A 22,978-nucleotide genomic window follows, 5' to 3' on the forward strand; every position below is an offset into this window, starting at 1 on the left:
TCTGAAAATGAGAAAGGGCTGTCTCTACTAGTAGAAAACTACTTTTGGGACAGCCCCTTTTAGATTGTGCAATATCCGGGTCTAGACCAATACAGTCGAGCCCATCAAATATTTATCCACTTCACGGGCGGCTTCGCGCCCTTCATTGATCGCCCATACCACCAGGCTTTGCCCACGGCGCATATCTCCGGCGGCAAACACTTTATCCACATTGGTATTGAACTTTCCATAGCGGGCTTTCACGTTGCTGCGGCGGTCCGTATCCAGCTTCAGCTCCTCGATAATGTCCTGCTCCGGTCCATCGAAGCCAATAGCGATCAGCGCAAGCTGAGCCGGGTATACCGCCTCGGTCCCAGGAATCGGCTGATAGATTTTGCGTCCGGTCTCATCCACCATACGTTGGATTTGAACGGTGTGAAGCTCCTTCAAGTTGCCTTCATCATCCCCAACAAATTTGGTAGTCATGATGGAAAATTGGCGGGGATCATCGCCGAAGACAGCCTTGGCTTCCTGCTGCGCATAATCCAGTGTATACACATTCGGGAATTGCGGCCACGGGTTCGCGATAGGATCACGCTCCAGCGGAGCCTTATCATGGGTTCCGAACTGGGTAATGCTGCTGCATCCATGACGCAGTGCAGTTGCCACACAGTCTGAGCCTGTGTCTCCGCCGCCAAGCACAATTACATCCTTGCCTGCCGCAGACACAAAGTTCCCATCCTCCAGATTGGAATTAAGGTAGCTCTTAATCGTTCCATTCAAATAATCCATTGCGTACATCACGCCGTTCAGTTCACTGCCCTCTACATTGAAACGGCGAGCTTTGGTCGCACCACCGCACAGAACCACTGCATCATACTCATCGACCAGCTGCTGGGCGGGGATGTCTTTGCCGATTTCGGTGTTCACAACAAACTTCACACCTTCAGCAGCCAGCAGATCCACTCGGCGCTGAACCACCCGTTTATCGAGCTTCATGGTTGGAATGCCATAGGTCAGCAATCCGCCAATACGGTCGCTCCGCTCAAATACCGTCACGGTATGCCCGGCTTTGTTCAGCTGTGCAGCCGCGGCAAGACCGGCTGGTCCGGAGCCAACGATGGCAACCGTTTTGCCCGTCCGTTTCTCCGGCGGATTCGGTACAACCCAGCCTTCCTCGAAACCTTTATCGATAATCGCCAGCTCAATGGTCTTGATCGTAACGGGCTGCCCGATCAGACCGACGGTACAGGAGCCTTCACAAGGCGCAGGACAGATGCTGCCGGTAAATTCAGGGAAATTGTTCGTCTTGTGCAGCCGCTCCAGCGCTTCCTTCCACAATCCCCGGTATACCAGATTATTCCATTCCGGGATAAGATTGTGAACCGGACAACCTGAAGTGCCGCCGCTCATATCAATGCCGGTATGGCAGTAAGGAGTACCGCAATCCATACAGCGTGCACCCTGTGTCCGAAGCTCGTCCTCGGTTAAATGATGGTGGAACTCTTCCCAGTCCTTTACGCGCTGCTCAGGATCCCGGTCACCTGGGAGCTGGCGTTTATACTCCATAAATCCAGTAGGTGTAGACATATTTACGATTCCCCCATCCGATCTCTTCGTGTTGATTGTATAGTACATTGTAGCATATTGCGGCATCCATATGTTTTTCAGCGCAATGAAGTACCTGCACATTCTATATTACTTAAACGTTTAGCATTTCTAATTTTAATAATTATAGTAGCATCCAACACTTTCGCACTGTAATGGACTAATCTGCTGATTATTTGTACTATTTCACATGTTGTGTCAGAGAAAACGCTTTTTTCAAACCGAACGTTCATAAACGTAGAATCGGTAATCATACGGATTTTTTTCATCCCTAATTCCTTGGCTGCTGGAGATTTCTCTCCACTCGCTCCAGTCGACCTCCGGGAACTTCGTATCCCCTTGGATGTCCTGTTCTATCCGGGTTACCATCAGCTTGTCGGCATAAGGCAGCATCATCTTGTAAATCTCCGCACCGCCAATAACCATCAGCTCATCACCCTTGTCTCCCTCAGCCACAGCTTCCTTCAGCGAATACACGACTTCCGCCCCCTCAGGGGCAAAGCTGCGGTCCCGTGTCAGGACAATGCTTGTTCGGCCTTTTAACGGCTTGCCGCCTAAGGAATCCCAGGTTTTGCGGCCCATCAGCATTCTCTTCCCCAGTGTCTGCGACTTAAAGTAATCAAAGTCCCGCGGCAGATGCCAGGGCATATCATTATCCTTGCCGATTACACCATTGGCTGCCATGGCCCAAATCAGGCTAATGCTCATGAAGTTCCTCCTCTACTAAGGAATCTTTTCCCTCCGCGAAGGGTTATATTGCAACCGGCGCTTTAATTCCCGGATGATGCTCATAACCGACAAATTCGAAATCCTCGAACGTATAGTCAAAAATGCTCTCGGGCTGTCTGCGGATCACCAGCTTTGGCAATGCAAACGGCTCCCTGGACAGCTGTGTGGCCACCTGTTCCAGGTGATTTGTATAAATATGCACATCTCCCCCGGACCAGATGAACTCTCCTACCTCAAGACCGGTCTGCTGGGCTACCATATGCGTCAGCAGCGCATAGCTGGCGATGTTGAAGGGCAATCCCAGGAAAGTATCCACGGAACGCATGGTCAGCATGCAGGACAACTTGCCGTCCGCCACGTAGAACTGAAATACAAAATGGCAGGGCGGCAGCTTCATCTGCTCTATTTCACCCACATTCCAGGCGCTGACGATATGACGGCGGGAATCCGGGTTGTTTTTAATCGAATCGATTACAGCAGCAATCTGGTCAATATGGCGCCCATCCGCACTCTCCCACGCCCGCCATTGAGAACCATAGACGGGTCCAAGCTCGCCATTCTCGTCGGCCCACTCATCCCAGATCGAAACTCCGTGTTCTTTTAAATAGGAGGTATTGGTATCCCCCTTCAGAAACCAGAGGAGCTCATGTATAACCGACTTAAGATGGATACGCTTGGTGGTTACCAGCGGAAACCCTTCGGCCAGATCGAACCGCAGCTGGCGTCCAAAAACAGATAATGTGCCTGTTCCAGTCCGGTCGCTTTTGGAGGCGCCGTGGTCTAAGATATCCTGAAGCAAATCCAAGTATTTACGCAATTGTCCAGCACCCCTCTCCACTATTTTTCTTTTATCAGTTTACCATGACCTAACGGTCCTTGTAACTTGTTAACACTTAGAAAATACAAATTCCTTTATATATTCGGCTTTTTCCTGTATGGTTTTTCCTATTCATAAAAATTGTAGCAGCAAAAAAAGCCTCCGCCGTTATGGCGCTCCACTCCCCTAACATTTTTTCCATGAATGAACGGATTGGGTTATCCACAAAATAAAGACCGGACATAATTTCCGGAACAAATCAGGCAAGACAAATCGGAATGTAAAGAAGGTGATATCCCATGCCCCAAGCCTTTATCAATGGATACAGCATGTATTACACAGACTGCGGCCAAGGAACAACGATAATTTTCGTCCATCCTCCAGTGTTGACAAGCTTGAATTTCCTATATCAGATGAAGCAATTATCTGCGGATTTCCGGACAATTTCTTTTGATATCCGGGGTCACGGCAGCAGCAAACCTTCCAGGGAAGAGATTACTTATCCGTTAATTGTTGAGGATATCAGGCAATTGATGAATCAGTTGAAGATCGAAAAAGCATTTTTGTGCGGTTACTCCACCGGCGGCTCGATTGTCCTTGATTTTTTGTTAACCTGTCCCGAGCGCGCATTCGGCGGAATTGTGATTAGCGGGATGTCGGAAGTAAACGACAAAAAGTTAAGAAATAAAATAGCACGGGGAGTCTTCTTGTCCCGTATCGGGGCAATCGGTGCCATCGCCCTTTCCATTTCGTGGAACCAGGCAAAAGCCAGGCTGTCATTATTGCGGTCATTGTTTACCGATGCTAAAAAAGCAAACGCTAAAAACGCTGAACAGTATTATAAATACAGCTTGCATTATAACTGTACAGCTCAATTGGACAGGATCCATCACCCCGTCTTGCTGGTTTACGGAGAAAAGGACACCCTGTTCCATCCATACGCCCAGCTTCTGCAAGAGCGATTGCCAAGAAGCGAGCTTGTTTTTATAAAAGAAACCAAACACCAGATTCCTACAAAAGCAGCGGGTAAAGTGAACGAGTTCATCCGGCAGTTTATTTACCGTTGTGAGTCTTCTTCGCCACAAGGTTAAGCAAAACAGCTTTTTAGTCAACAACTCGTAAATGTCCGGGCTTTTGATCCGTCCCGCTGATGATTAAAGGCATAAGTGATTCCATTTTACGAATGGAACCATGCGCTCCTCCACCCTTATGCGCCAATGAAGCTTTGTCTGCCAATTCATATCCCGGTTTTGCAGTAACCACCAAAAAATCTCCCTGGTGCGAATGGCTGACAAACGTTTCAGCACATCAGGATACTTATCGTAATCCAATGCATCAGCGGCAGCATTCACTTGCAAATCCAGGACTCCGATATCCTTTTCAACCGTCCATGATTGTCCGTATGCATCAACTTCTCCGAGCAGGAACAGGCCGTTTCTCTGGATGCCCCGGCTTCAGAAGCGATCCTGCTGCTGTCTAATTACCCCTCTACGGAAGATCCGCTTGAATCACTGTGCCTCCGCCCTTTTAAGGCAAGAGTCTATCTTGTACAAAAATAATTTTCATAGCACATCAAAAAAATGGCAAACAAAAAGCAGCAAGTCTCCGGGTCAATGGAGACTTGCTGCTTTACGTTTCCGTCTGTTCAGCCTGCACGGCAAGCCGGCTGTCTGTTATTTCACCACGTGAATCGGGTGGCCTTCCACCAGCTCAGCCGCTTCCATGACGATTTCGCCAAGGGTTGGATGCGCATGGATGGTGAGTGCGATATCTTCGAGTGTAGCGCCCATTTCAATCGCCAGTCCCAGCTCAGCAATCAGGTTGGATGCTTCAATACCCACGATTTGTGCGCCGAGTACAAGGTTATTCTCGCTGTTAGCCACAATCTTGATGAAGCCTTCCGGACTGTTCAGGGATACCGCACGGCCGTTGCCGGCGAACGGGAATTTGCCGCTCTTCACGGTGTAGCCTTTATCCTTCGCTTCTTTTTCAGTCAGACCCACGCTAGAGCATTCAGGATCTGTGAATACAACAGCCGGGATCACTTTGTAATCCACCACAGATTTGTGTCCGGAAATGGCTTCCGCAGCAATTTTGCCTTCGTAGGAGGCTTTGTGTGCCAGTGCCAGGCCAGGAACGATATCTCCGATGGCATAGATGTTAGGGATGTTGGTACGGCCCTGATGGTCAACCTTAATCAGTCCGCGTTCGCCCAGTTCAATGCCGATCAGATCCAGACCCAGTTCTCCATCCGTATTCGGACGACGGCCAACTGTAACGAGCAGGTAATCTGCAGTAACTTCCTTGGACTCTCCGCCAACAGAGTATTTCACAGTAACTTCCTTGTCGTTCTGAACCGCACTTTCAGCTTTGGCATTGGTTACGATTTCGATGCCTGTTTTAGCCATGTTTTTGGCAACCAGACGGGTCATATCCTTGTCAAAGCCTGGCAGAACGGTATCCAGACCTTCTATGATAGTTACCTTAGTACCGAACTTAGAGTACATTTGACCAAGCTCTGCACCGATGTAGCCGCCGCCGATAACGATCATGCTCTTCGGAATTTCCGGCAGCTCAAGCGCTTCGGTCGAAGACAGAATACGTCCGCCGAACGGGAAAGGCTTCAGCTCAATCGGACGCGAGCCCGTCGCGATGATGCAGTTATTGAATTTGTAGCGCGGGGACTCATGCTCGTTGAACAAACGGGCTTCGTTTGCACTGATGAACATGGCTTCGCCGCTGAACACCTCAATTTTGTTGCCTTTCATCAGGCTGGTTACGCCGGTGGTCATTCTTTTAACCACACCGTTTTTGAATTCCTGCGTCTTGGACCAGTCCACTTTGACATTCTCGGCAGTAACACCGAAAACTTCACCGTGCTGTGCAGCCTCGTATTGATGTGCTGCTGAGATCAGTGCTTTGGAAGGAATACAGCCGCGGTTCAAACATACGCCGCCGAGTTCCGATTTGTCCACGATCAGGACCTTCTGGCCGAGCTGGGCGGCACGGATTGCCGCCACATACCCGCCGGGACCTGCACCAATAACCAATGTGTCGATTTCGATTGAAGCGTCTCCGACTACCATTTATTACACCTCCATAACTAACATATCAGGATTTGCAAGCAGAGTCTTAATGTAATTCATAAAGTTCTGTGCTGTTGCGCCGTCGATGATCCGGTGGTCAAAGCTCAGGGACAATGCCATTACAGGAGCCGCTACGATCTCACCGTTCTTAACGACCGGTTTCTCAGTGATGCGGCCGGTACCCAGGATCGCCACTTCAGGGAAGTTGATGATTGGAGTGAAGAACATACCGCCGGCAGAACCGATGTTAGTGATAGAAATCGTGCTGCCTTTCATTTCATTTGGAGCCAGCTTGCCGTCGCGTCCGCGTACTGCCAGATCGGTGATGGCACTTGCGATCATCCAGATGCTCTTGCGGTCAGCATCCTTGATTACCGGAACAATCAGACCATTGTCTGTATCCGTTGCAATACCGATATTGTAGTACTTCTTGTAGACAATTTCGTTGTTCGCTTCGTCAATCATGGCGTTAAGCGCAGGGAACTGGCGGGAAGCTGCAACAAGTGCTTTGACGATGAACGGAAGGTAAGTGACCTTCACGCCTTTCTTCTCGGCAACAGGTTTCATGCGGGCACGGAAAGCTACCAGCTCGGTAACATCGACTTCGTCCATGATGGTAACATGAGGCGCAGTGTAGGCCGACTTAACCATGGCGTTGGCAATGGCCTTGCGGATGCCTTTAAATGGAACGCGTTCTTCTTCCAGGCTTACGTTGCCGGAAGCTGCTGCCGCAGGCGCCTTGTCTTTTGGAGCTTCTGCTGCTGGTGCCGCTGAAGCAGAAGCCGCTGCTGCCGGAGCCGCCGCTGGCGCTGAAGGGCCGCCTTTCAGGAAGGCTTCAACATCTTCATGGGTAATTTTTCCGTTTTTACCGGTGCCGTTCACCTTGGAGATGTCGACGCTTTGTTCACGGGCAAACTTGCGTACACTTGGCGTTGCCAGCACATCGCGGTTAGGCGCTGGAGCCGCTGCTGGTGCTGCAGCCGCTGCCGGAGCTGCTGTCTGGGCAGCCGGAGCTTCGGTATGACTGCCTTCCTGCTGAGGAACATCGCCTTCTGCGGCAATGATGGCTACAACTTCGCCTACACGGCAGATCTGCCCGTCCTTGGCGAATACTTCCAGCACTGTACCGTTGACTGGGGAAGGAACTTCCACTACAGCCTTGTCATTCTGCACTTCCATGATGATATCATCGTCGGTAATCTTGTCCCCTGCTTTGATATGCATCTTGATAATTTCGCCTTCATGCAGACCTTCGCCAAGTTCTGGGAACTTATATTCAAAGTTAGCCGGGCTGCTTGTAGCAGGAGAAGAAGCAGTGTCTGCTCCGCCTTTGGCTGCATCCGCTTCTTGCGTGGACTGTGCTTCGGCATGGCCGCCTTCCTGCTCAGGAATATCGCCTTCTGCATCAATGATGGCAACAACTTCGCCTACGCGGCAGACTTGGCCATCCTTGGTGAACACTTCCAGGACTGTGCCGTTGACTGGACAAGGAACCTCCACTACAGCCTTGTCATTCTGTACTTCCATTACGATATCGTCATCGGTTACTTTGTCGCCAGCTTTGATATGCATTTTGATAATTTCGCCTTCATGCAAACCTTCGCCCAGCTCGGGGAACCGGTACTCAAATTTTGCCACCTTAATAACCTCCTAAAAGTTTATGAGCATTGTTACCTCAATTCAACTTTGTAAAACTCCCAATTATCCATATATCTGATAATAGTTCAAGTGAATCAGAAACGGCTGCCGCCCTTATATAAGGACGGCTGCAGTAGTATTCTTAAAATTCCATTACTTTCTTCACAGCTGCGATTACACGTGCAGGAGTAGGAATCCAAGTATCCTCGATTTGCGCAAATGGATAGATGGTATCAGGACCCGCAACACGAAGCACCGGAGCTTCGAGATGGAGAATAGCCTTTTCATTGATTTGTGCGATAACCTCAGCGGCTACACCGGAGCTCTTCTGTGCTTCCTGAACCACAATGGCGCGGTTCGTCTTCTTCACAGAAGCGACAATGGTGTCGATATCAATCGGGCTGACCGTGCGCAGGTCGATAATTTCGGCCTTAATGCCGTCTTTTTCAAGCTGTTCGGCCGCTTTGGTAGCAGTATGTACCATCAGACCGTAAGTGATGATCGAGACGTCGGAGCCCTCGCGGACCACATTGGCTTTGCCCAGCTCAACGGTATATTCACCTTCCGGCACTTCTGCGCGGAATGCATGATAGAGGTTCAAATGCTCCATGAAGAATACAGGGTCATTGTCACGGATCGACGCGATCAGCAGTCCCTTGGCATCGTATGGATTAGAAGGAATGACCACCTTGATCCCCGGGCTTTGCGCGATCAGCCCTTCCAGGGAGTCAGTGTGAAGCTCCGCTGCCTTTACGCCGCCGCCAAACGGAGTGCGGAATACTACAGGAGCATTGAATCTGCCCCCGGAACGCCAGCGCAGACGGGCTGCCTGAACGACGATTTGGTCGAGCGCCTCAAAGATAAAACCAACGAACTGGATTTCGGCAATCGGGCGGAAGCCTTGAACACCCAGACCAAAAGCCAGACCGCCGATTGCGGATTCAGCCAGCGGAGTATCAAATACGCGATCCTCGCCAAATTCTTTCTGCAGGCCTTCCGTTACACGGAATACGCCACCAACGTTACCAACGTCTTCCCCGAAGATCAGCACGCCCGGGTCACGGTTCAGTTCAACGCGCATTGCGTCACGAATTGCTTCTTTCATATTCATTTGTGCCATTGCCTGATATCCCCCTTATTCAAAATCGGCTTTTTGTTCTTCCAGATGTTTCGGAGTTACCTCAAACATGCTGTCGATCAAGCCGGGAACGGTCATTTTTTCGGTTTGCTCTGCTTTCTTGATCTGCTCGTTTACAGTAGCCTTCGCTTCTTCTCTGACACGCAGCGTGTCTTCTTCGGTCCAGAGGCCCTTCTTCTCCAAATATTTAGCAAGACGGGCAATCGGGTCCTTCTCGTTCCACTGGCCTTCTTCTTCCTTGGAACGGTATTTGCTGGCGTCATCGGACAGGGAATGCGGACGGAAACGGTAAGTTACAGCTTCAATCAGCGTAGCGCCTTCGCCTTTGCGGGCGCGTTCCGCAGCTTCTTGAACAGCGGAGATAACAGCGAAAACGTCCATGCCGTCAATCTTGATGCCGGGAATACCTGCTGCAACCGCTTTGTGGGCGATCGACTTGGCAGCTGTCTGTTTCGCGAATGGTGTAGTAATGGCATAGCCATTGTTTTGTACGAAGAAGATTACCGGCAGTTTGAAGCGTCCGGCAAAGTTCAGGCCTTCGTAAAAGTCGCCTTCGGAGGAACCGCCGTCACCCGTGTAGGTGATGGCAACATTTTGCTGCTTCTTAAGTTTGAAGCCCATTGCAATCCCTGTAGCGTGCAAAATCTGCGCGCCGATGATAATCTGTGGCATAAGCACATTTACACCTTCAGGAATTTGTCCGCCATGCTGATGGCCGCGTGAATATAGGAAAGCCTGGTATAATGGAAGTCCATGCCATACCAGCTGCGGTATATCACGGTAACCCGGGCAGACAAAATCTTCTTTCTGAAGTGCAAATTCACTGCCGATCATAGTAGCTTCCTGGCCGGACACCGGCGCATAGAAACCCAGGCGGCCTTGACGGCCCAGATTAACGGCGCGGTCATCCCAAGTCCGGGTAAATACCATACGATACATGAGTTCTTTCAATTGATCGTCGGTAAGTGCAGGCATTTTATCCTTATTGATAACTTCTCCATCGGGGGAAAGCACCGAAAGGGCCTCCACGTCCTCTGTGTACACTTCGTAAGGAACTTTAGTCATCATCTTCACCTCAATAAAAAAATTTGAATATCAGTGTCCTCTGTTATAGAATTATTATACACCTGTTTTATCTGTTTCGTCAAAGAAATACGCATAAAATTTATGTTTTCATAAATTTTGTATGTATAACAGGATTCGAAATATCCTATAACAGATTGACATTTATTTAGCAAGTAAATGATATTTAACACATCTACTGCTTGGGTAATTTTAACGCAACCTGAAGACTAATGCAAAATCCGACAAGAAAGGTGACGATTGAGCGATGAACGAGCCTGTTTTTCTGAAACGTACAATTGTAAAACAAACTTTGTGGAGCGAGCATCTCCAGGAAGAGCGCAAACTGCGTATATACCTTCCTCCCGGTTATAATGAGGTACTTAGTTATCCTGTAATCTACTGCCAGGACGGAGAAGAATTTTTTAACTTCGGCCGGATCGCAACCCTTGCCGGTCAATTGATCCTGGAGCAGGACATCGAACCCTTCATTATAGTAGGCGTTGAAGTAAACGTAGCTGTGCGCACTCAAGAATACGCTCCCTTCGGCAACCGGTTCAAGCAGTATCTTTCATGCTTTGCCGAAGAGATTATTCCCTTCATTGAACATAATTATCCGGTCCGCCGCACACGGGATGAACGGATCATCGCAGGGGATTCACTTGGCGGCAGTGTCTCGCTGCATCTCGCATTAGCCTACCCCCGCCTGTTCAACCGTGTACTAAGTCTTTCTGGCGCCTATTATCCGCAGACACGCGAAATCCTCGCACAGGAAGAAGACCTCTCCTGGCTGGATATCAACATGGTGGTTGGTCTGCAGGAAACCGAATATACGACCGATACCGGCGTCTACGATTTTGTGCAGATGAACCGGGATACCAGGTCTCTGCTGGAGTCACGCGGGGCAACCGTTTCTTACCGGGAGAAAGACGGCCGCCATCTCTGGGGATTCTGGCAGAAGGAGCTGCCGGAATCGCTACTCTATTTCTTAAACAAATAAAACAGCTTTGAAAGACAAAAAAAGTGAACATCTTAAGGACGCAGGTATATTCCCTACATGTTCGCGCTTTCATTATGGGACGGGCACAAGGTGCCCGTCCTTATTTTCAAGGACGGCCTTCGAATCAGCAACGCAGGGTCACACATATTCTTCTATAGCTTTTCCTTAATGATCCGGTCTAGCAGCACATCACAACCGGCATTGATCAGCTGATAGACTTGTTCGAAGTTTCCGGTAAAATATGGGTCAGGCACTTCTCTCAGCTCCTCCTCAGGCAGCAGGTCCATGAAGAACAGCAGGTTCGCGTTCTGGCCGCCTGGAATCCTGCGCACATTCTCGGCATTGGACTGGTCCATACAGATCATATAATCAAAGTTCCCGAAATCATCACTGCCCACAAGACGCGCTTTCATATTCTCGTAGCTGATTCCCTGCTGATCAAGAATACGGCGGGTTCCTTCATGCGGCCCTTTGCCGACATGCCAGTCCCCGGTACCCGCAGAATCTACAGAGATTTGTTCAGACAACCCCAGTTTCAGGATCTTATGGCGAAGCACAGCCTCAGCCATCGGCGAGCGGCAAATATTGCCCAGACATACAAACAGCACGTTTACGATTCTTCTCACCTCCGGCTACGTTTTTTATTTTCCTGTATGTACATAATATGTACTGTATTTATTTTAGCGCGGGAGGACGCAATTGTACAACTTTTCGATCTGCATTATACTTGGTCTTTGGAAAACTAACTATACAGTCACCAATAAGGAGGTCCCTATGCCAGCCAAACGGGTTGTTATTTTTGCCGGAGGAGATCTGTCGGCGGAGTATTTGTCTCTATTAGATGAAGAGGATTTTGTAATCGGAGCAGATCGGGGCGCATTATTCCTGATTACGCATGGGGTTGTGCCGGATATTGCAGTAGGTGATTTCGATTCTGTCCCCCCGGAGGCTCTTCACCAAATCGAGGCGGGAAGTAAAAAAACCATTACATGCGATCCCGTTGACAAGGATTTAACAGACAGTGAAATGGCGCTAGATCTGGCACTCGGAACCCAGCCGGAATCCATACTGCTGTTCGGGGTGACGGGGACACGGATGGACCATACCCTCGCCAGTATTCAAATGATGACAAGAGCACTGCAGCGCCAGGTACGCTGCTCGGTGATGGATACCCATAACTATATTACCCTGACCGGCTCCCAAACAGAGATTCATGACCTGGGGTATACCTATGTTTCACTGCTGCCGCTAACACCTGAAGTGACTGGAATCACGCTTGAAGGCTTTCAATATCCGCTGACAGGAGCCACTCTGAAACTGGGGCAATCTCTGGGAGTGAGCAACATTCTGACGGCGGAACGCGGAACGGTCTCTATCGAAAGCGGCTTGCTTCTGATTATTCAAAGCAAGGATTGATACATACTGAAGACAGTGCTGTAACCTTTGTTTCAAAAATATAAGTCGGGAATCCCCTTGCTCCATGGGGCCTTTCCGGCTTTTTTTGATTTGCCTAAACTTTAAAATATTAATATTTTGTAACTTTTAATGAGATTTTAATAAAGCGTTTCCAGTTCAGGCCCCGCTTGGCTTTGAGTCCTGCGCTCCAAAATATAGGAGATTCATAACCTGCTATACTACGAACAGGCAAGAAAATAGACATTTAGATATTAATTGGGAGGAATTACAACATGAAGAAACATCAATGGTTTAAGCAGGCAATTGTAGTTGGGATGTGCACTACGATTGGCCTGAGCACTCTGATGGCTACTGGAGCCGGCACAGCACCGGTTGCTGCCGCATCCGTGTCCTCCTCTACCGGACAAAAAATTGTGAATCTCGGTAAAAAATATATGGGAGTGCGTTATGAGTTCGGCGCCTCCACTTCATCAACCCGTACCTTTGACTGCTCCTCGTTCACCAAATATATTTTCGGTAAATACGGCGTGAAACTGCCCCGCACCTCTGTAGCACAATCCAAAGTCGGGAAAGCCGTATCCAAAGCGAATTTGAAAACGGGCGATCTGGTATTCTTCTCCAGCGGCAGCAGAGCTAACGGATCAAATGTAACTCACGTAGCCGTCTATATTGGAAATGGTAAAATTCTTCACACTTACGGTTCACCGGGTGTAACCATCTCCGACCTTAACTCCGGCAACTGGAAAAGAACCTACCTGAAAGCACGCCGCGTACTGTAACAGCTCATTAGAGACCCCTTTCAGATCTTTTACAGCGGTTCAAAAAAGTGGCCTGTATGGTTCAGAGTATAGTGTCAGCATGTGGCGCGCCTTCCGGCGCGCGCAGTACATATCCGGTTCCGCGCACCGTGTGAATCAATTTATTCTTGTGGCCTTTGTCCACTTTTAGCCGGATATGCCTGATATAGACATCAACTACGTTGGTGTCCGGATGAAAATGATAACCCCAAACCTGCTTTAGAATTTCTTCCCGGGAACAGACCTCCCCCAGATGCACAGCCAGATAATAGAGCAGATCAAACTCTTTGGGCGTCATTTTCAGCTCGGTTCCATCCCGCAGGACCATCCTGCGGGCAGGGTCAAGGATTAGCCCATCTACCTTCAACCGAGATGAAAGGCCGCGGCGGCGGCCTGTAAGTCTCATTAAATTATCCACTCTGCATTTGAACTCGCCGGAATGTACAGGCTTCACCATATACTCATTGCCGCCCGCCTCAAAAGCCGCTGCCGCCTCCTCGCCATACATCCCATCCGAGATCACCATTACGGTAAGCCGTTTCCCCTGTTCCCTCAGATCCGAAACCAAACTCCATCCAGCCCACGCTGACGCATGATTCAGGTCCGCAATCAGCAGTACAGGCTCCACTCTGGACAGCAGTAAGCGAAGATCCTCGAGATCTTCGCTTATTGCTGTTTGGACGCCGAGCTCCTCCAGCGCAAGTTGCAGCTTTATTCGTTCTTCCCTTTCCCGGCTCGTCTCCAGGGTTTCACTGAAATCAGCGGGCTGCCGGGGTATAAACCAAGCAATGATCTCATTCACGCTAATCCCCCGCATCCAATCAGCCTTGCAGCCATGCCGCTGCAGAATAGGCTTATTGTTCCCCTAATGCAAAAAGACCATTCCCCGGAATGGTCCCAATGGTCCTGAATAATTTTGATCAATTATTTCATCAAGTCGATTTCCTGGAAGCTGATTACCTCAGTTTCCCAGCGTTCCTGTACGAACCGCTGATGGTCCGGATGCGCATTGTAGGCATCGTAGGCCTCCTGATTCTCGAACTCCATGGAGAAGCCATAGTCAAATTCACATTTCGTGCTTACCTGGCGCAGTACCTCGAAGCGCTTCACAACCGGGATCGCGCTGAGAATCTTCTCACCGTCTTGTAAGAAATGCTCAATCTCCGGAGATCCTTCCCTATGCTTCAGTGTAAATATTGCCATGTGTCTGATTGTACCTATCTCCATCACACTCGCTCCCTCATCAGCCAAAATACCGGTGATAAAAGCTGCGGGCGGCAGCAACATCACTGGTTCCATGAATCAAGGCCCGTCCATCTCCAAAAACGACCATCCGGAACGGTTCTTCCGTAAACGAAACTAAATAGGGATTACTCTCGACCTTGCCGCTGCCAAGTCTTGCGAGTCTTGCGGCTGTCTCCTGAAGATTCAGCTGGCGGCGCTGTGCCGGCCGGATTTGCACCGTATCCCTGCCGCACAGCACATCACTGCGCTCCGTATTGGCCGCTGTCAGATAGGGATAAACGGGATGGCTGCCGCAGGATGGACAGCTGTCCTTTTTGGCGGCCTTGACGCCGATCTCCTGATGCTCATTGCGCCATACATCGAACGACAGCAGCTTGCCCCTGAGCTGCTCCGGGCGTCCTCCAAGCAGCTTGAGCGCCTCTGCAGTAGCATTCGCAGTCACCAGCTGCACAGCCTGCGGTAGGATGCCTGCTGTGTCACAAGTGTCTCCGCCGAGCGGCACTGCGCCGAGCAGGCAGTTCAGACATGGCGTTTCACCCGGCAGAATCGTAAAGGTGATGCCATAACTTCCGACACAAGCTCCATAAATCCAGGGTATTCCGTGCTTCTGGGCCATATCGTTGATAATCAGCCGGGTGTCAAAATTATCCGTGCCATCCATGATGAGATCCACACCCGGAAGCAGGCTCTCCAGCTCTTCGGCGCGCACATCCAGCACCTGGGCTTCAATCGTAATTTCCGAGTTGATGCGCTCAAGCCTCGCCTTGGCCGCTGCGGCCTTCGGCATGCGCTGACGGGCATCCTCTTCCGTATAGAGCTGCTGGCGCTGGAGATTGCTCCACTCCACATAATCGCGGTCAGCAAGGATGATGCGTCCTGTACCGCAGCGGGCCAGCGTTTCGGCAATCCCTGTTCCCAGAGCCCCTACTCCGACGATGAGCACGGTCGAGCCGGCAAGTCCGGCCTGCCCTTCCGCACCAAACGGGGTGAATCTTACCTGGCGCGAATAGCGGCCGTCCCGCCCACGCTCCCGGGCAGCTCCAGCTTGTTCCTTTTCCATTTGGCTCATTTCAAGGCACCCCCATCTATTTAAAGCCGGAAAGGAGAGGCATAGGGCCGCTCTTCTCCGGCTTCAGCTTAACCTAAACTGTCTGTGCCGACCACTGCTCCACATCCCAGACTTTGGTGACCCAATCCTCATAGAAATCGGGTTCGTGGGAAACCAGCAGAACCGTGCCTTTGTAATCCTGCAATGCCCGTTTCAGTTCTGCCTTGGCTACTACATCCAAGTGATTGGTGGGCTCATCGAACAGAATCCAGTTGCTCTCGCGCATCATCAGCTTGCAGAGACGCACTTTGGCCTGTTCGCCCCCGCTCAGCATGCTCAGCGGACGGGTGATATGCTCGTTTTTCAGGCCGCAGCGGGCCAGATGGGCACGCACCTCATGCTGGTTCAGACTGGAAAACTCATTCCATACATCGTCGATTGGCGTGAGATTCGCAGCCTTAACCTCCTGCTGGAAGTATGCTGCATTCAGGTAATCGCCAAGGTAGGTTTTACCGCTGTAAGCAGGGATGACACCCAGAATGGTCTTCAGCAAAGTGGATTTGCCCACCCCGTTGCAGCCGACAATGGCAATTTTCTCGCCGCGCTCAATCGTCATATTCAGTTTTGGCAGCAGCGGCCGGTCGTAGCCAATCTCGAAGTCCAGGCCTTCGAACACCGTCTTGCCGCTGGCCCGGCTCTCCTTGAACGAGAACGCAGGCTTCGCCGCTTCCTCCGGACGGTCAATCCGTTCCATCCGGTCAAGCTGCTTCTCACGGCTTTTGGCCCGTCCTGAAGTGGAGGCACGCGCTTTGTTGCGCTGGATGAAATCCTCCTGCTTTTTGATGAACTCCTGCTGCTTCTCATAAGCGTCGATATGCTGACTCTTATTCATCTCCGCCATATCAAGGAAACGCTCATAGTTGGCTGTATAACGGGTCAGCTTGGCAAACTCCAGATGGTAGACAACATCGACGACTTTATTCATAAATTCAGTATCATGGGAGATCAGGATGAACGCATACGGATATTGCTTCAGGTAGTTCGTCAGCCAGTCAATATGCTCCACATCCAAATAGTTGGTGGGCTCATCCAGCAGCAGAACATTCGGCTTCTCCAGCAGCAGCTTGGCCAGCAAAACCTTGGTCCGCTGTCCCCCGCTTAATGTTGATACATCACGGTCCAATCCAATGGCCGACAAACCGAGGCCGTTGCCCATTTCTTCTACTTTGACATCAATCAAATAGAAATCACCGATATCCAGCTGTTCCTGGATTTCACCCATCTGCTCCAGCAGCAGCTCAAGCTCCTCTGGATCAGCCTCACCCATTTTCCCGGTAATGGCCATCATTTCATTCTCAAGCTCAAGCAGTGGCAGGAAGGCATCCTTCAGTACGTCACGGATGGTTTTGCCCGGTGCAAGAATCGTATGCTGATCCAGATAGCCATAGCGGACTTTCGGGGTCCATTCCACTCTGCCGCTGTCCTTGAGCAGCTTCCCGGTCAAAATATTCATCAGCGTAGACTTGCCGACGCCATTCGCTCCTACCAGTCCAACATGCTCTCCGGCCAGCAGCCGGAAGGATACATTTTTGAACAGCTGCCGGTCTCCGAAGTTATGCGAAACGTCTTCCACTGTAAGTAAACTCATAAATTCTCCATAAACTCCTATCTATATTTAAAATGAAGCGGCATTCAGTCCTAACTGCACATACAACGATTCATTCTAGCACATGTAAGCGCCACACTGAAACAGGAATATGCCTTAAAAAGCTAGACCTGGAGAAAAAACTATATTTCTTTTCATTTTTTTCTGAAAATTCCATTACGCTTCGCAAACATCCGTTCCGGCGTATACTCTTTCAGCAGGCGTTCGAGTGTCTCAGCCAGCTTGCCCTTTTGCTGAAAAGGGTCCTGCTGATACGGCAAAGTGTGTACTGTAACGCCACCCAGGGCGGCTCCCAGCAGACCGGCCGCAGCCTGGCCGGAGAGCGGCAGGCAGACCCTCCAGTTCGGCTGGGGCACTAGCCCGCTGCGGGCCAGCCAATGCAGTGTATCCTCCAGCCGCCAGTCCGCACCGGAAGCCACAAGCAGCGGGATATCACTTGCCGCAAATTCCTCAACAGCTCCCGCATAGCCCGCCGTACCCAAATCAAGAATCACAAAACGATACGTACCTCGCAGCAGGGAGCTAATATCACCTTCAGGCGGTCGCTTATAGTAGTGGACCCCTTTCCACACCAGGGGGCTCCCTCCGGCTCCATGGTCATGAGCTTCTTCTGGCCTGTCCAGCAGATTACAGATTCGCTCATACACAGCAGAGGCAGGATGATAATCCACCCAAGCGGCAGCACCGGACCGGGACAGGAAGGTGACCGCGGCCAAAGAAGTATGGGTTGTGCCAAGGCCCGGAGCTGTCCCAAGGAGAGCAACCACCGCCGCTTTCCTTTTGGCAGGGTGTGCGGCAGATGGGCTGGGCCTATATTGGGGTCCAGATGTTGTCCCAGCTTGAGCTTCAATCGGCTCCAATGCACGCAGTACTGCTTCTGCATTAGGATACCTCTCTTCAGGATGCTGGCGCAGCAAGCGCCGGATCACAGGAATCATAGCGTCCGGCAGTCCGGGACGCAGCTTATCCTCCAGTCCCGGCTGCCAGCGGCTGAATTGGCCCCCGGTTGCCATATACAGCAGCAGAGCCCCCAGACCGTAGAGATCCGAGACAGGCCCGCTTTGCCCTCCTCCATACTGCTCCGGTGCGGCAAAACCTGCTGTCCCGAGTTTCTCCGTGTCTTCATTCCCAACTTTTTTTAGCCTGCGCGCAATACCCAGGTCGATCAACATCAGCTCATCTCGTCCGGTCAGCATAATATTCCCTGGCTTCATGTCGCGGTGAACAATTGGCGGATGATGCCCGTGCAAATATTGCAGCACGTTCAGCAGCTGCTTGGCATAACGAAGGATACAGATAGCCGGCAGCGGCCCGGGGTTCACCAGAAGATATTCACTTAATGTAACACCCTCGATATAATCCATCACAAGATAGCAATACCCCTCCCCGTCCGGCGGGAAGAAATCAACCATTCCCGGCAGCAGCGGATGGTTCAGCGATATCAGCAGTTCGGCTTCCGCTTGGATATCTCCATAGGCCTCCCCTTTATCGATACTCTCCTTCACCGCCCAGCATTTCCCAGGCAGACGCAAATCCTCCGCGAGAAAAACATGGCTCATTCCCCCTATTCCGATTTTACGGGCAATTCTGTACCTGTCCCCTAGTATCAGTCCAGCTTTGAGCTTCGTTGCAAATTCCATTTTTACTCCTCCAGTCTTTTGATCCGGCACAAAAAAAAGGGAAAGCCCCCGTTAGCCATGCAAGCAGCGGCATACAACCGGCTGCGCGGATAACGGGATGCTTTCCCATCGGTAAAGATGAATATTATTAATATTTAATCATATAAAGTGTAATTTCGTCCCGGTTATGGAACAACTGCTTGGCACGTTGGATTTGCATCCGCCCGCTCTCAAACATAGCGATAATTTCCTTGATTACCGCCAGCGGCTTCTTATGCATCAGCTTTACGGTGACAATGGCCGTTCCTCCGGGAGAGAGGCTGTGCAGCAGGCCGGTAACCAGCTTGGCCATCAGCTTGGGGCTCCAGCTCATGTCACAGACGAGCAGGTCAAATTCATTGTCCGAAAATTTCACGTCTCCGGCATTTTTGCGCAGGATCTTCAGCGAAGGATTCTTGCGGAGCGACTCGTGCATGAGCGCCGGGTCAACGGCTGTCACCTTAAGCCCCCGCTCCAGCAGAAACGAGGTCCAGCCGCCGGGCGATGCACCGATATCCACAGCATTCCGGAAGCTGTGAAACGGAATCGCGAACTCCTTTTCCGCCTCCATCAGCTTGAACTTCGCCCGAGATATCTGTCCATCCTCTTTGCGGAAACGGATCATGCCTCCATTCCAGCTTGACAGGTTTTCCTCCGGCCGGGATACACCCGCATACAGCGCCCCGCCGTCTGCATAGACGGAAATCACCCAGGCCGGGTCCTGGACGGTGAACTCAGCGCCCAGGTCCTGCAGGCGCTCCTGCAGCCATTCGCGCAGTTCACCCGGACTATCCGGCCAGAAAGAGTTGTTGCCTTTGCGGACATGCAGCGACACCTTCTCGCCTTCAAGCTCGCTGCGCCGGCTCAGGTAAACAGCCAGCCGGTCCAGCGCAGACAGGTCGCCCTGGTCCTGAAACTGCACCGGCTGTATATGCCGCAGGAAGATGGGCAGATGACCGGCCAATAGCCGCGACACCTCTTCAGGCTCCGCTTCAAGTGTGGCCAGAAAAATCTCGCCCGGCAGCAGCAGCGTGCTCTTCACCGCACCGAACAGGCGGCGGAGCTCCTCTTGTGCATATGGGGCAAAACCGTGGTTGGCGGTACAAATATACCGCGAATGCGCTTTTCCTTCCGGAGCAGGGGTCTGCCGTGGAGTTTCTTCAGTAAAATCATTCAAAGGATTGAGCCTCCAGGTCTTATTTTAATCCAGGGACGGCCGCTATCCCATTCAATATCAGCAGGAATATCATAGGTGGCCAAGATCATTTCTTTCGTCAGCACTTCTTCCTTGGGTCCGGAGCCGGCCAGCTTGCCGTCCCGGATCAGGGCCACATGTGTAAACAACGGCACAATTTCTTCAACATGATGTGTCACATATACAACAGATACGTCACGCTGTTTCAGCTTGTCAATCTCAGCCAGCATTTTTTCGCGTTCATACAAGTCGAGCCCGGCGCAGGGCTCATCCAGGATCAGCAGCTTCGGCTCAGCCATCAGGCAGCGTGCCAGCATCGCCTTTTTGCGTTCCCCTTGGGACAAGGTTCCAAACGGATGGTTTGCCAGCTCACCGAGATTCATGTCCTCCAGCAGCCGGATCGCCTGATCGTGTACGGCGCGCGGAATATCCTGATAGAAACGGAGAAAAGCATAGGCACCCGTAGCGACAACCTCCCATACGGGATCGGTCAGCGACAGCTTTTCCATCAATGACGGTCCGATATAGCCGATTTCCTTGCGCACCTCGCGCAGATCACACTGGCCGTATTTATAACCAAGCACCTCGACGGAACCCTTGCTCGGAAACAAGTAGCCGGTCATCATTTCTAAAATTGTAGTTTTTCCTGAGCCATTGCGGCCCAGAATCACCCAGTTCTCGCCTTGCTTCATTTCCAGCGACACATCGTCCAGAATCAGGCTTTGTTCCCTGCGAAGGGTCAGATGTTGTAAAGATATCATTTATGAGGTCACACTCCTTATGTAGTCCAGCACCCGTTCCACAGAGCTCATTGAATAATAAATAAGCGGAGCCTTGCTTCGATCTGCGGGGGCAACCAGCAGTGCAGGCACACTGGAGATCCGGCAGGTATTCACCAGACCTGGCAGCATGTTCACATTGCCTGCGGCAATCAACAGCTCCTCCGGCAGCAGATGCTCTGCGACCTCCAGCATCCGCCGCGCCGCTTTACAGGTTCCGCACAGTGGGGTATAGAAAAAGACCACCAGCGGCTCACCCTTCCGCTCCAGCGCTTCCAGCAATTCCTGCTGATTCATCTCCTTCATCATCTGCCTCCCCAGGCGGCAATCTCCAGAAATCTGGTAGCATCCAAACGCAGCAGCAGACATCCCATCTTCGAACGGATCAATGAGAAGCCCTCGGGCCGCTTTCGGCTGACGTTCATAAACAGGCTGATCACAGCTGCACCTCCGCTTCATACCATTTGCAGACTGCGGCAATTTCCTGCCGGTGTGTCCCGTCCGGTCCCTTCCCCGTTTCCAAGGCAATAGCCATCCGGCCAAATGGTTCCGCAGTCAGCAGATTCCGCAAGCCTTCATCACCGATACAACCCTTGCCGATCTGGGCATGCCTGTCCTTGCGCGAGCCGAACGCATACATAGAATCGTTCAAATGAACGGCCACAAGCTGCTGCCAGTAGCCAAGCGCTTCGCCGCGCTGCAGGAATTCCTCCGTATGCTGCGGGTTCCAGATCCCGGCGGCGAATGCATGGCAGGTGTCCAGGCAAAACCCGATTTTCTCCGGATAACGGCTGAGCTCACGGATTTTGACCAGCTCTTCCAGAGTCATGCCTTCTTTGCCGTGATTGCCGGCCTGGTTTTCTATCAGGAGCTTGGCCTGCCCGTCCCAGCTTTCCAGCGTATTATTTATACATTGTATAATATTTTGGTATCCTTGTAATGGCTCAATCCCGGAGAAATGTCCAAAATGAACCACAATGCCCAGCGAACCGCAGGCCTCAGCGATCTCCAGGTCGTTGAGCAGCGATGCCACCATTACCGTCCGCGGCGTCGCCCCGTCACTGGCCGCAGCCAGATTGGTGGGATAGGGAGTATGTGCAATCGACACCATCCCCTTTTCCCGGCAATAGGCAGCGCAGCTGGCGGCATCACGCCTGTCAAGCGGCTTCACGCGCAAACTGCGCGGATTCTTAGGGAAATATTGAAAACATGTCGCACCGCTCTCCCAGGCGAACCGGGCAGCCTGCCCGTAACCGCCGCGAATGCTGACATGTGCCCCAATGTTGGGACTATTGGTCATGCTGGCAGTCCGGGCAATAAAACACCTTGCGGCCGGACAGCTCTATTTTGACAACCGTTCCCCCGCCGCGCAGACAAGGTTCGCCTTCACGGTCGTACACTTTACACTTATCATTATAGGAACCGGTAACTGTATCTCCGGTCATGAACGGCATTTCCATGTAACCTCCGATTTCGGTGGCCTCCGTCAGCACCTTGCGGACACTGTCATACAGCCGTGCTACCGCTTCCGGCGTCAGATTCTGCACCAGCGTCGTCGGCAGGAGCCTGGCCTCAAAAGCAATTTCATCCGCATAGCAGTTGCCGATCCCCGCCATAACCTGCTGATTGACCATCAGGCTCTTCAGCGCGCCCCGGCGCCCTTTCAGCAGTCCCGCGAAGCGTTCAGGTGTCATGCGGCGGTCCAGCAGCTCCGGTCCCAGCTTGCCCATTGCCGCCTCACTTTCCTTGACGGACAGCAGATGCAGATACCCCAGGCGCAGCCCCATGAAATACAGGATGTGGTCTCCAAAAGCAAGCTCAACCTGCGTAGAGCGTTCAGGCCGCTCCTCCTCCGTACCGTAGAACAGCAGTCCGCCCAGCATCAGATGCAGCAGCAGCCTGCGGCCATCGTGAAGATGGAACAGGATATGCTTGGCACGGCGCTCCACAAAAACAATCCGTGCTCCAAGGAGCGCTTGGGTGAATTCCTGGGTCTCCATATTGATGGTTTTCTCACGGTTTACGGTTACGCCCGTAATTGGAACATTTATAAGATGCTGGCTGAGCAGCTTTCTGTAATTCTCCATTTCCGGCAATTCCGGCATATTGGCATCTTC

The 22,978-nt window shown here is 51.5% G+C and carries 24 protein-coding genes; 4 read left to right on the top strand and 20 right to left on the bottom strand.

Annotated features, from left to right (window positions below; translation table 11 throughout):
* Positions 1-81 precede the first annotated feature (81 nt).
* The 3 genes from PGRAT_RS16480 to thyA all read right to left on the bottom strand — a co-directional run bounded on the left by PGRAT_RS16480 (position 82) and on the right by thyA (position 3,133).
* The gene (locus PGRAT_RS16480) at positions 82-1,569 is read right to left on the bottom strand and encodes a glutamate synthase subunit beta (RefSeq protein ID WP_025706203.1); all 1,488 of its coding nucleotides are present in this window, start codon (positions 1,567-1,569) and stop codon (positions 82-84) included.
* A 234-nt stretch (positions 1,570-1,803) separates the two neighbouring features.
* Positions 1,804-2,295: a dihydrofolate reductase gene (locus PGRAT_RS16485; RefSeq protein WP_025706202.1), complete on the bottom strand. Its 492-nt coding sequence runs from the start codon at positions 2,293-2,295 to the stop codon at positions 1,804-1,806.
* A gap of 43 nt (positions 2,296-2,338) precedes the next feature.
* Positions 2,339-3,133: a thymidylate synthase gene (gene thyA / locus PGRAT_RS16490; protein ID WP_025706201.1), complete on the bottom strand. Its 795-nt coding sequence runs from the start codon at positions 3,131-3,133 to the stop codon at positions 2,339-2,341.
* Positions 3,134-3,432: 299 nt separating this feature from the next.
* Between thyA and PGRAT_RS16495 the strand changes: the two genes are divergently transcribed.
* On the top strand, positions 3,433-4,224 hold the full coding sequence (locus PGRAT_RS16495; RefSeq protein ID WP_025706200.1) for an alpha/beta fold hydrolase: 792 nt from the start codon (positions 3,433-3,435) through the stop codon (positions 4,222-4,224).
* Between the two features lie 13 nt (positions 4,225-4,237).
* Here the strand turns inward: PGRAT_RS16495 and PGRAT_RS33290 are convergent, their stop codons facing one another.
* The 5 genes from PGRAT_RS33290 to pdhA form a co-directional block, all read right to left on the bottom strand.
* On the bottom strand, positions 4,238-4,396 hold the full coding sequence (locus PGRAT_RS33290; RefSeq protein ID WP_155990418.1) for a hypothetical protein: 159 nt from the start codon (positions 4,394-4,396) through the stop codon (positions 4,238-4,240).
* Positions 4,397-4,806: 410 nt separating this feature from the next.
* On the bottom strand, positions 4,807-6,219 hold the full coding sequence (gene lpdA, locus PGRAT_RS16505) for a dihydrolipoyl dehydrogenase (RefSeq protein WP_025706198.1): 1,413 nt from the start codon (positions 6,217-6,219) through the stop codon (positions 4,807-4,809).
* Positions 6,220-6,222: 3 nt separating this feature from the next.
* Positions 6,223-7,857: a 2-oxo acid dehydrogenase subunit E2 gene (locus PGRAT_RS16510; RefSeq protein WP_042266888.1), complete on the bottom strand. Its 1,635-nt coding sequence runs from the start codon at positions 7,855-7,857 to the stop codon at positions 6,223-6,225.
* A gap of 142 nt (positions 7,858-7,999) precedes the next feature.
* Entirely contained in the window at positions 8,000-8,977 is a 978-nt protein-coding gene (locus tag PGRAT_RS16515; RefSeq protein WP_025707013.1) for an alpha-ketoacid dehydrogenase subunit beta, read from the bottom strand.
* Positions 8,978-8,992: 15 nt separating this feature from the next.
* Positions 8,993-10,060 carry a pyruvate dehydrogenase (acetyl-transferring) E1 component subunit alpha gene (gene pdhA, locus PGRAT_RS16520; protein ID WP_020431186.1) on the bottom strand — a complete coding sequence of 356 codons (1,068 nt, stop codon included), beginning with the start codon at positions 10,058-10,060 and terminating at the stop codon, positions 8,993-8,995.
* Positions 10,061-10,325: 265 nt separating this feature from the next.
* Here pdhA and PGRAT_RS16525 point away from each other — a divergent pair, with 265 nt between their 5' ends.
* Positions 10,326-11,057: an alpha/beta hydrolase gene (locus PGRAT_RS16525; RefSeq protein ID WP_025707011.1), complete on the top strand. Its 732-nt coding sequence runs from the start codon at positions 10,326-10,328 to the stop codon at positions 11,055-11,057.
* Positions 11,058-11,209: 152 nt separating this feature from the next.
* Here PGRAT_RS16525 and PGRAT_RS16530 read toward each other — a convergent pair whose 3' ends face one another.
* Positions 11,210-11,674, bottom strand: a complete 465-nt coding sequence (locus PGRAT_RS16530) for a low molecular weight protein-tyrosine-phosphatase (RefSeq protein ID WP_025707010.1) — start codon at positions 11,672-11,674, stop codon at positions 11,210-11,212.
* Between the two features lie 157 nt (positions 11,675-11,831).
* Between PGRAT_RS16530 and PGRAT_RS16535 the strand changes: the two genes are divergently transcribed.
* Both PGRAT_RS16535 and PGRAT_RS16540 read left to right on the top strand, forming a co-directional pair.
* Positions 11,832-12,473, top strand: a complete 642-nt coding sequence (locus tag PGRAT_RS16535) for a thiamine diphosphokinase (RefSeq protein WP_025707009.1) — start codon at positions 11,832-11,834, stop codon at positions 12,471-12,473.
* Positions 12,474-12,745: 272 nt separating this feature from the next.
* The gene (locus PGRAT_RS16540; RefSeq protein WP_025707008.1) at positions 12,746-13,252 is read left to right on the top strand and encodes a C40 family peptidase; all 507 of its coding nucleotides are present in this window, start codon (positions 12,746-12,748) and stop codon (positions 13,250-13,252) included.
* Positions 13,253-13,313: 61 nt separating this feature from the next.
* Here the strand turns inward: PGRAT_RS16540 and PGRAT_RS34655 are convergent, their stop codons facing one another.
* The 11 genes from PGRAT_RS34655 to PGRAT_RS16590 form a co-directional block, all read right to left on the bottom strand.
* Positions 13,314-14,072, bottom strand: a complete 759-nt coding sequence (locus PGRAT_RS34655; protein ID WP_025707007.1) for a response regulator transcription factor — start codon at positions 14,070-14,072, stop codon at positions 13,314-13,316.
* A 122-nt stretch (positions 14,073-14,194) separates the two neighbouring features.
* Positions 14,195-14,497: a Dabb family protein gene (locus PGRAT_RS16550; RefSeq protein WP_025707006.1), complete on the bottom strand. Its 303-nt coding sequence runs from the start codon at positions 14,495-14,497 to the stop codon at positions 14,195-14,197.
* Positions 14,498-14,513: 16 nt separating this feature from the next.
* Positions 14,514-15,584 carry a ThiF family adenylyltransferase gene (locus PGRAT_RS16555; protein ID WP_025707005.1) on the bottom strand — a complete coding sequence of 357 codons (1,071 nt, stop codon included), beginning with the start codon at positions 15,582-15,584 and terminating at the stop codon, positions 14,514-14,516.
* 73 nt (positions 15,585-15,657) lie between these two features.
* Positions 15,658-17,211 (bottom strand): ribosomal protection-like ABC-F family protein, encoded by a 1,554-nt coding sequence (gene abc-f, locus PGRAT_RS16560; RefSeq protein ID WP_042266892.1) that lies wholly within the window; start codon positions 17,209-17,211, stop codon positions 15,658-15,660.
* Positions 17,212-17,363: 152 nt separating this feature from the next.
* Entirely contained in the window at positions 17,364-18,869 is a 1,506-nt protein-coding gene (locus PGRAT_RS16565) for a serine/threonine protein kinase (RefSeq protein WP_042266894.1), read from the bottom strand.
* A gap of 127 nt (positions 18,870-18,996) precedes the next feature.
* On the bottom strand, positions 18,997-20,064 hold the full coding sequence (locus tag PGRAT_RS16570; RefSeq protein ID WP_025704226.1) for an SAM-dependent methyltransferase: 1,068 nt from the start codon (positions 20,062-20,064) through the stop codon (positions 18,997-18,999).
* Positions 20,061-20,843 carry an ABC transporter ATP-binding protein gene (locus PGRAT_RS16575; RefSeq protein ID WP_025704225.1) on the bottom strand — a complete coding sequence of 261 codons (783 nt, stop codon included), beginning with the start codon at positions 20,841-20,843 and terminating at the stop codon, positions 20,061-20,063. Before PGRAT_RS16575 ends, PGRAT_RS16570 begins: the two co-directional genes overlap by 4 nt.
* Positions 20,844-21,167 carry a thioredoxin family protein gene (locus tag PGRAT_RS16580; protein WP_025704224.1) on the bottom strand — a complete coding sequence of 108 codons (324 nt, stop codon included), beginning with the start codon at positions 21,165-21,167 and terminating at the stop codon, positions 20,844-20,846.
* The gene (locus PGRAT_RS34660; RefSeq protein WP_272945703.1) at positions 21,167-21,301 is read right to left on the bottom strand and encodes a hypothetical protein; all 135 of its coding nucleotides are present in this window, start codon (positions 21,299-21,301) and stop codon (positions 21,167-21,169) included. Before PGRAT_RS34660 ends, PGRAT_RS16580 begins: the two co-directional genes overlap by 1 nt.
* Complete coding sequence (locus PGRAT_RS16585; protein ID WP_025704223.1) at positions 21,298-22,161, bottom strand: deoxyribonuclease IV; 864 nt, start codon at positions 22,159-22,161, stop codon at positions 21,298-21,300. Before PGRAT_RS16585 ends, PGRAT_RS34660 begins: the two co-directional genes overlap by 4 nt.
* The gene (locus PGRAT_RS16590; RefSeq protein WP_025704222.1) at positions 22,151-22,966 is read right to left on the bottom strand and encodes an Fpg/Nei family DNA glycosylase; all 816 of its coding nucleotides are present in this window, start codon (positions 22,964-22,966) and stop codon (positions 22,151-22,153) included. The genes PGRAT_RS16585 and PGRAT_RS16590 overlap by 11 nt, the downstream gene beginning before the upstream one ends.
* Between the last annotated feature and the right edge of the window lie 12 nt (positions 22,967-22,978).

It is taken from the genome of Paenibacillus graminis (genome assembly GCF_000758705.1).
Lineage (GTDB): Bacteria > Bacillota > Bacilli > Paenibacillales > Paenibacillaceae > Paenibacillus_AQ > Paenibacillus_AQ graminis.

Coding starts and splice junctions, on each gene's coding strand:
- PGRAT_RS16480 (WP_025706203.1), bottom strand. CDS start 1,569: ATGTCTACACCTACTGGATTTATGGAGTATAAACGCCAGCTCCCAGGT.
- abc-f (WP_042266892.1), bottom strand. CDS start 17,211: ATGAGTTTACTTACAGTGGAAGACGTTTCGCATAACTTCGGAGACCGG.
- PGRAT_RS16585 (WP_025704223.1), bottom strand. CDS start 22,161: ATGACCAATAGTCCCAACATTGGGGCACATGTCAGCATTCGCGGCGGT.
- PGRAT_RS16565 (WP_042266894.1), bottom strand. CDS start 18,869: ATGGAATTTGCAACGAAGCTCAAAGCTGGACTGATACTAGGGGACAGG.
- PGRAT_RS16515 (WP_025707013.1), bottom strand. CDS start 8,977: ATGGCACAAATGAATATGAAAGAAGCAATTCGTGACGCAATGCGCGTT.
- PGRAT_RS16525 (WP_025707011.1), top strand. CDS start 10,326: ATGAACGAGCCTGTTTTTCTGAAACGTACAATTGTAAAACAAACTTTG.
- PGRAT_RS16575 (WP_025704225.1), bottom strand. CDS start 20,843: ATGATATCTTTACAACATCTGACCCTTCGCAGGGAACAAAGCCTGATT.
- PGRAT_RS16485 (WP_025706202.1), bottom strand. CDS start 2,295: ATGAGCATTAGCCTGATTTGGGCCATGGCAGCCAATGGTGTAATCGGC.
- PGRAT_RS16555 (WP_025707005.1), bottom strand. CDS start 15,584: ATGAGCCAAATGGAAAAGGAACAAGCTGGAGCTGCCCGGGAGCGTGGG.
- PGRAT_RS16590 (WP_025704222.1), bottom strand. CDS start 22,966: ATGCCGGAATTGCCGGAAATGGAGAATTACAGAAAGCTGCTCAGCCAG.
- lpdA (WP_025706198.1), bottom strand. CDS start 6,219: ATGGTAGTCGGAGACGCTTCAATCGAAATCGACACATTGGTTATTGGT.
- PGRAT_RS16495 (WP_025706200.1), top strand. CDS start 3,433: ATGCCCCAAGCCTTTATCAATGGATACAGCATGTATTACACAGACTGC.
- PGRAT_RS16535 (WP_025707009.1), top strand. CDS start 11,832: ATGCCAGCCAAACGGGTTGTTATTTTTGCCGGAGGAGATCTGTCGGCG.
- PGRAT_RS16540 (WP_025707008.1), top strand. CDS start 12,746: ATGAAGAAACATCAATGGTTTAAGCAGGCAATTGTAGTTGGGATGTGC.
- PGRAT_RS16550 (WP_025707006.1), bottom strand. CDS start 14,497: ATGGAGATAGGTACAATCAGACACATGGCAATATTTACACTGAAGCAT.
- PGRAT_RS16580 (WP_025704224.1), bottom strand. CDS start 21,167: ATGAAGGAGATGAATCAGCAGGAATTGCTGGAAGCGCTGGAGCGGAAG.
- pdhA (WP_020431186.1), bottom strand. CDS start 10,060: ATGACTAAAGTTCCTTACGAAGTGTACACAGAGGACGTGGAGGCCCTT.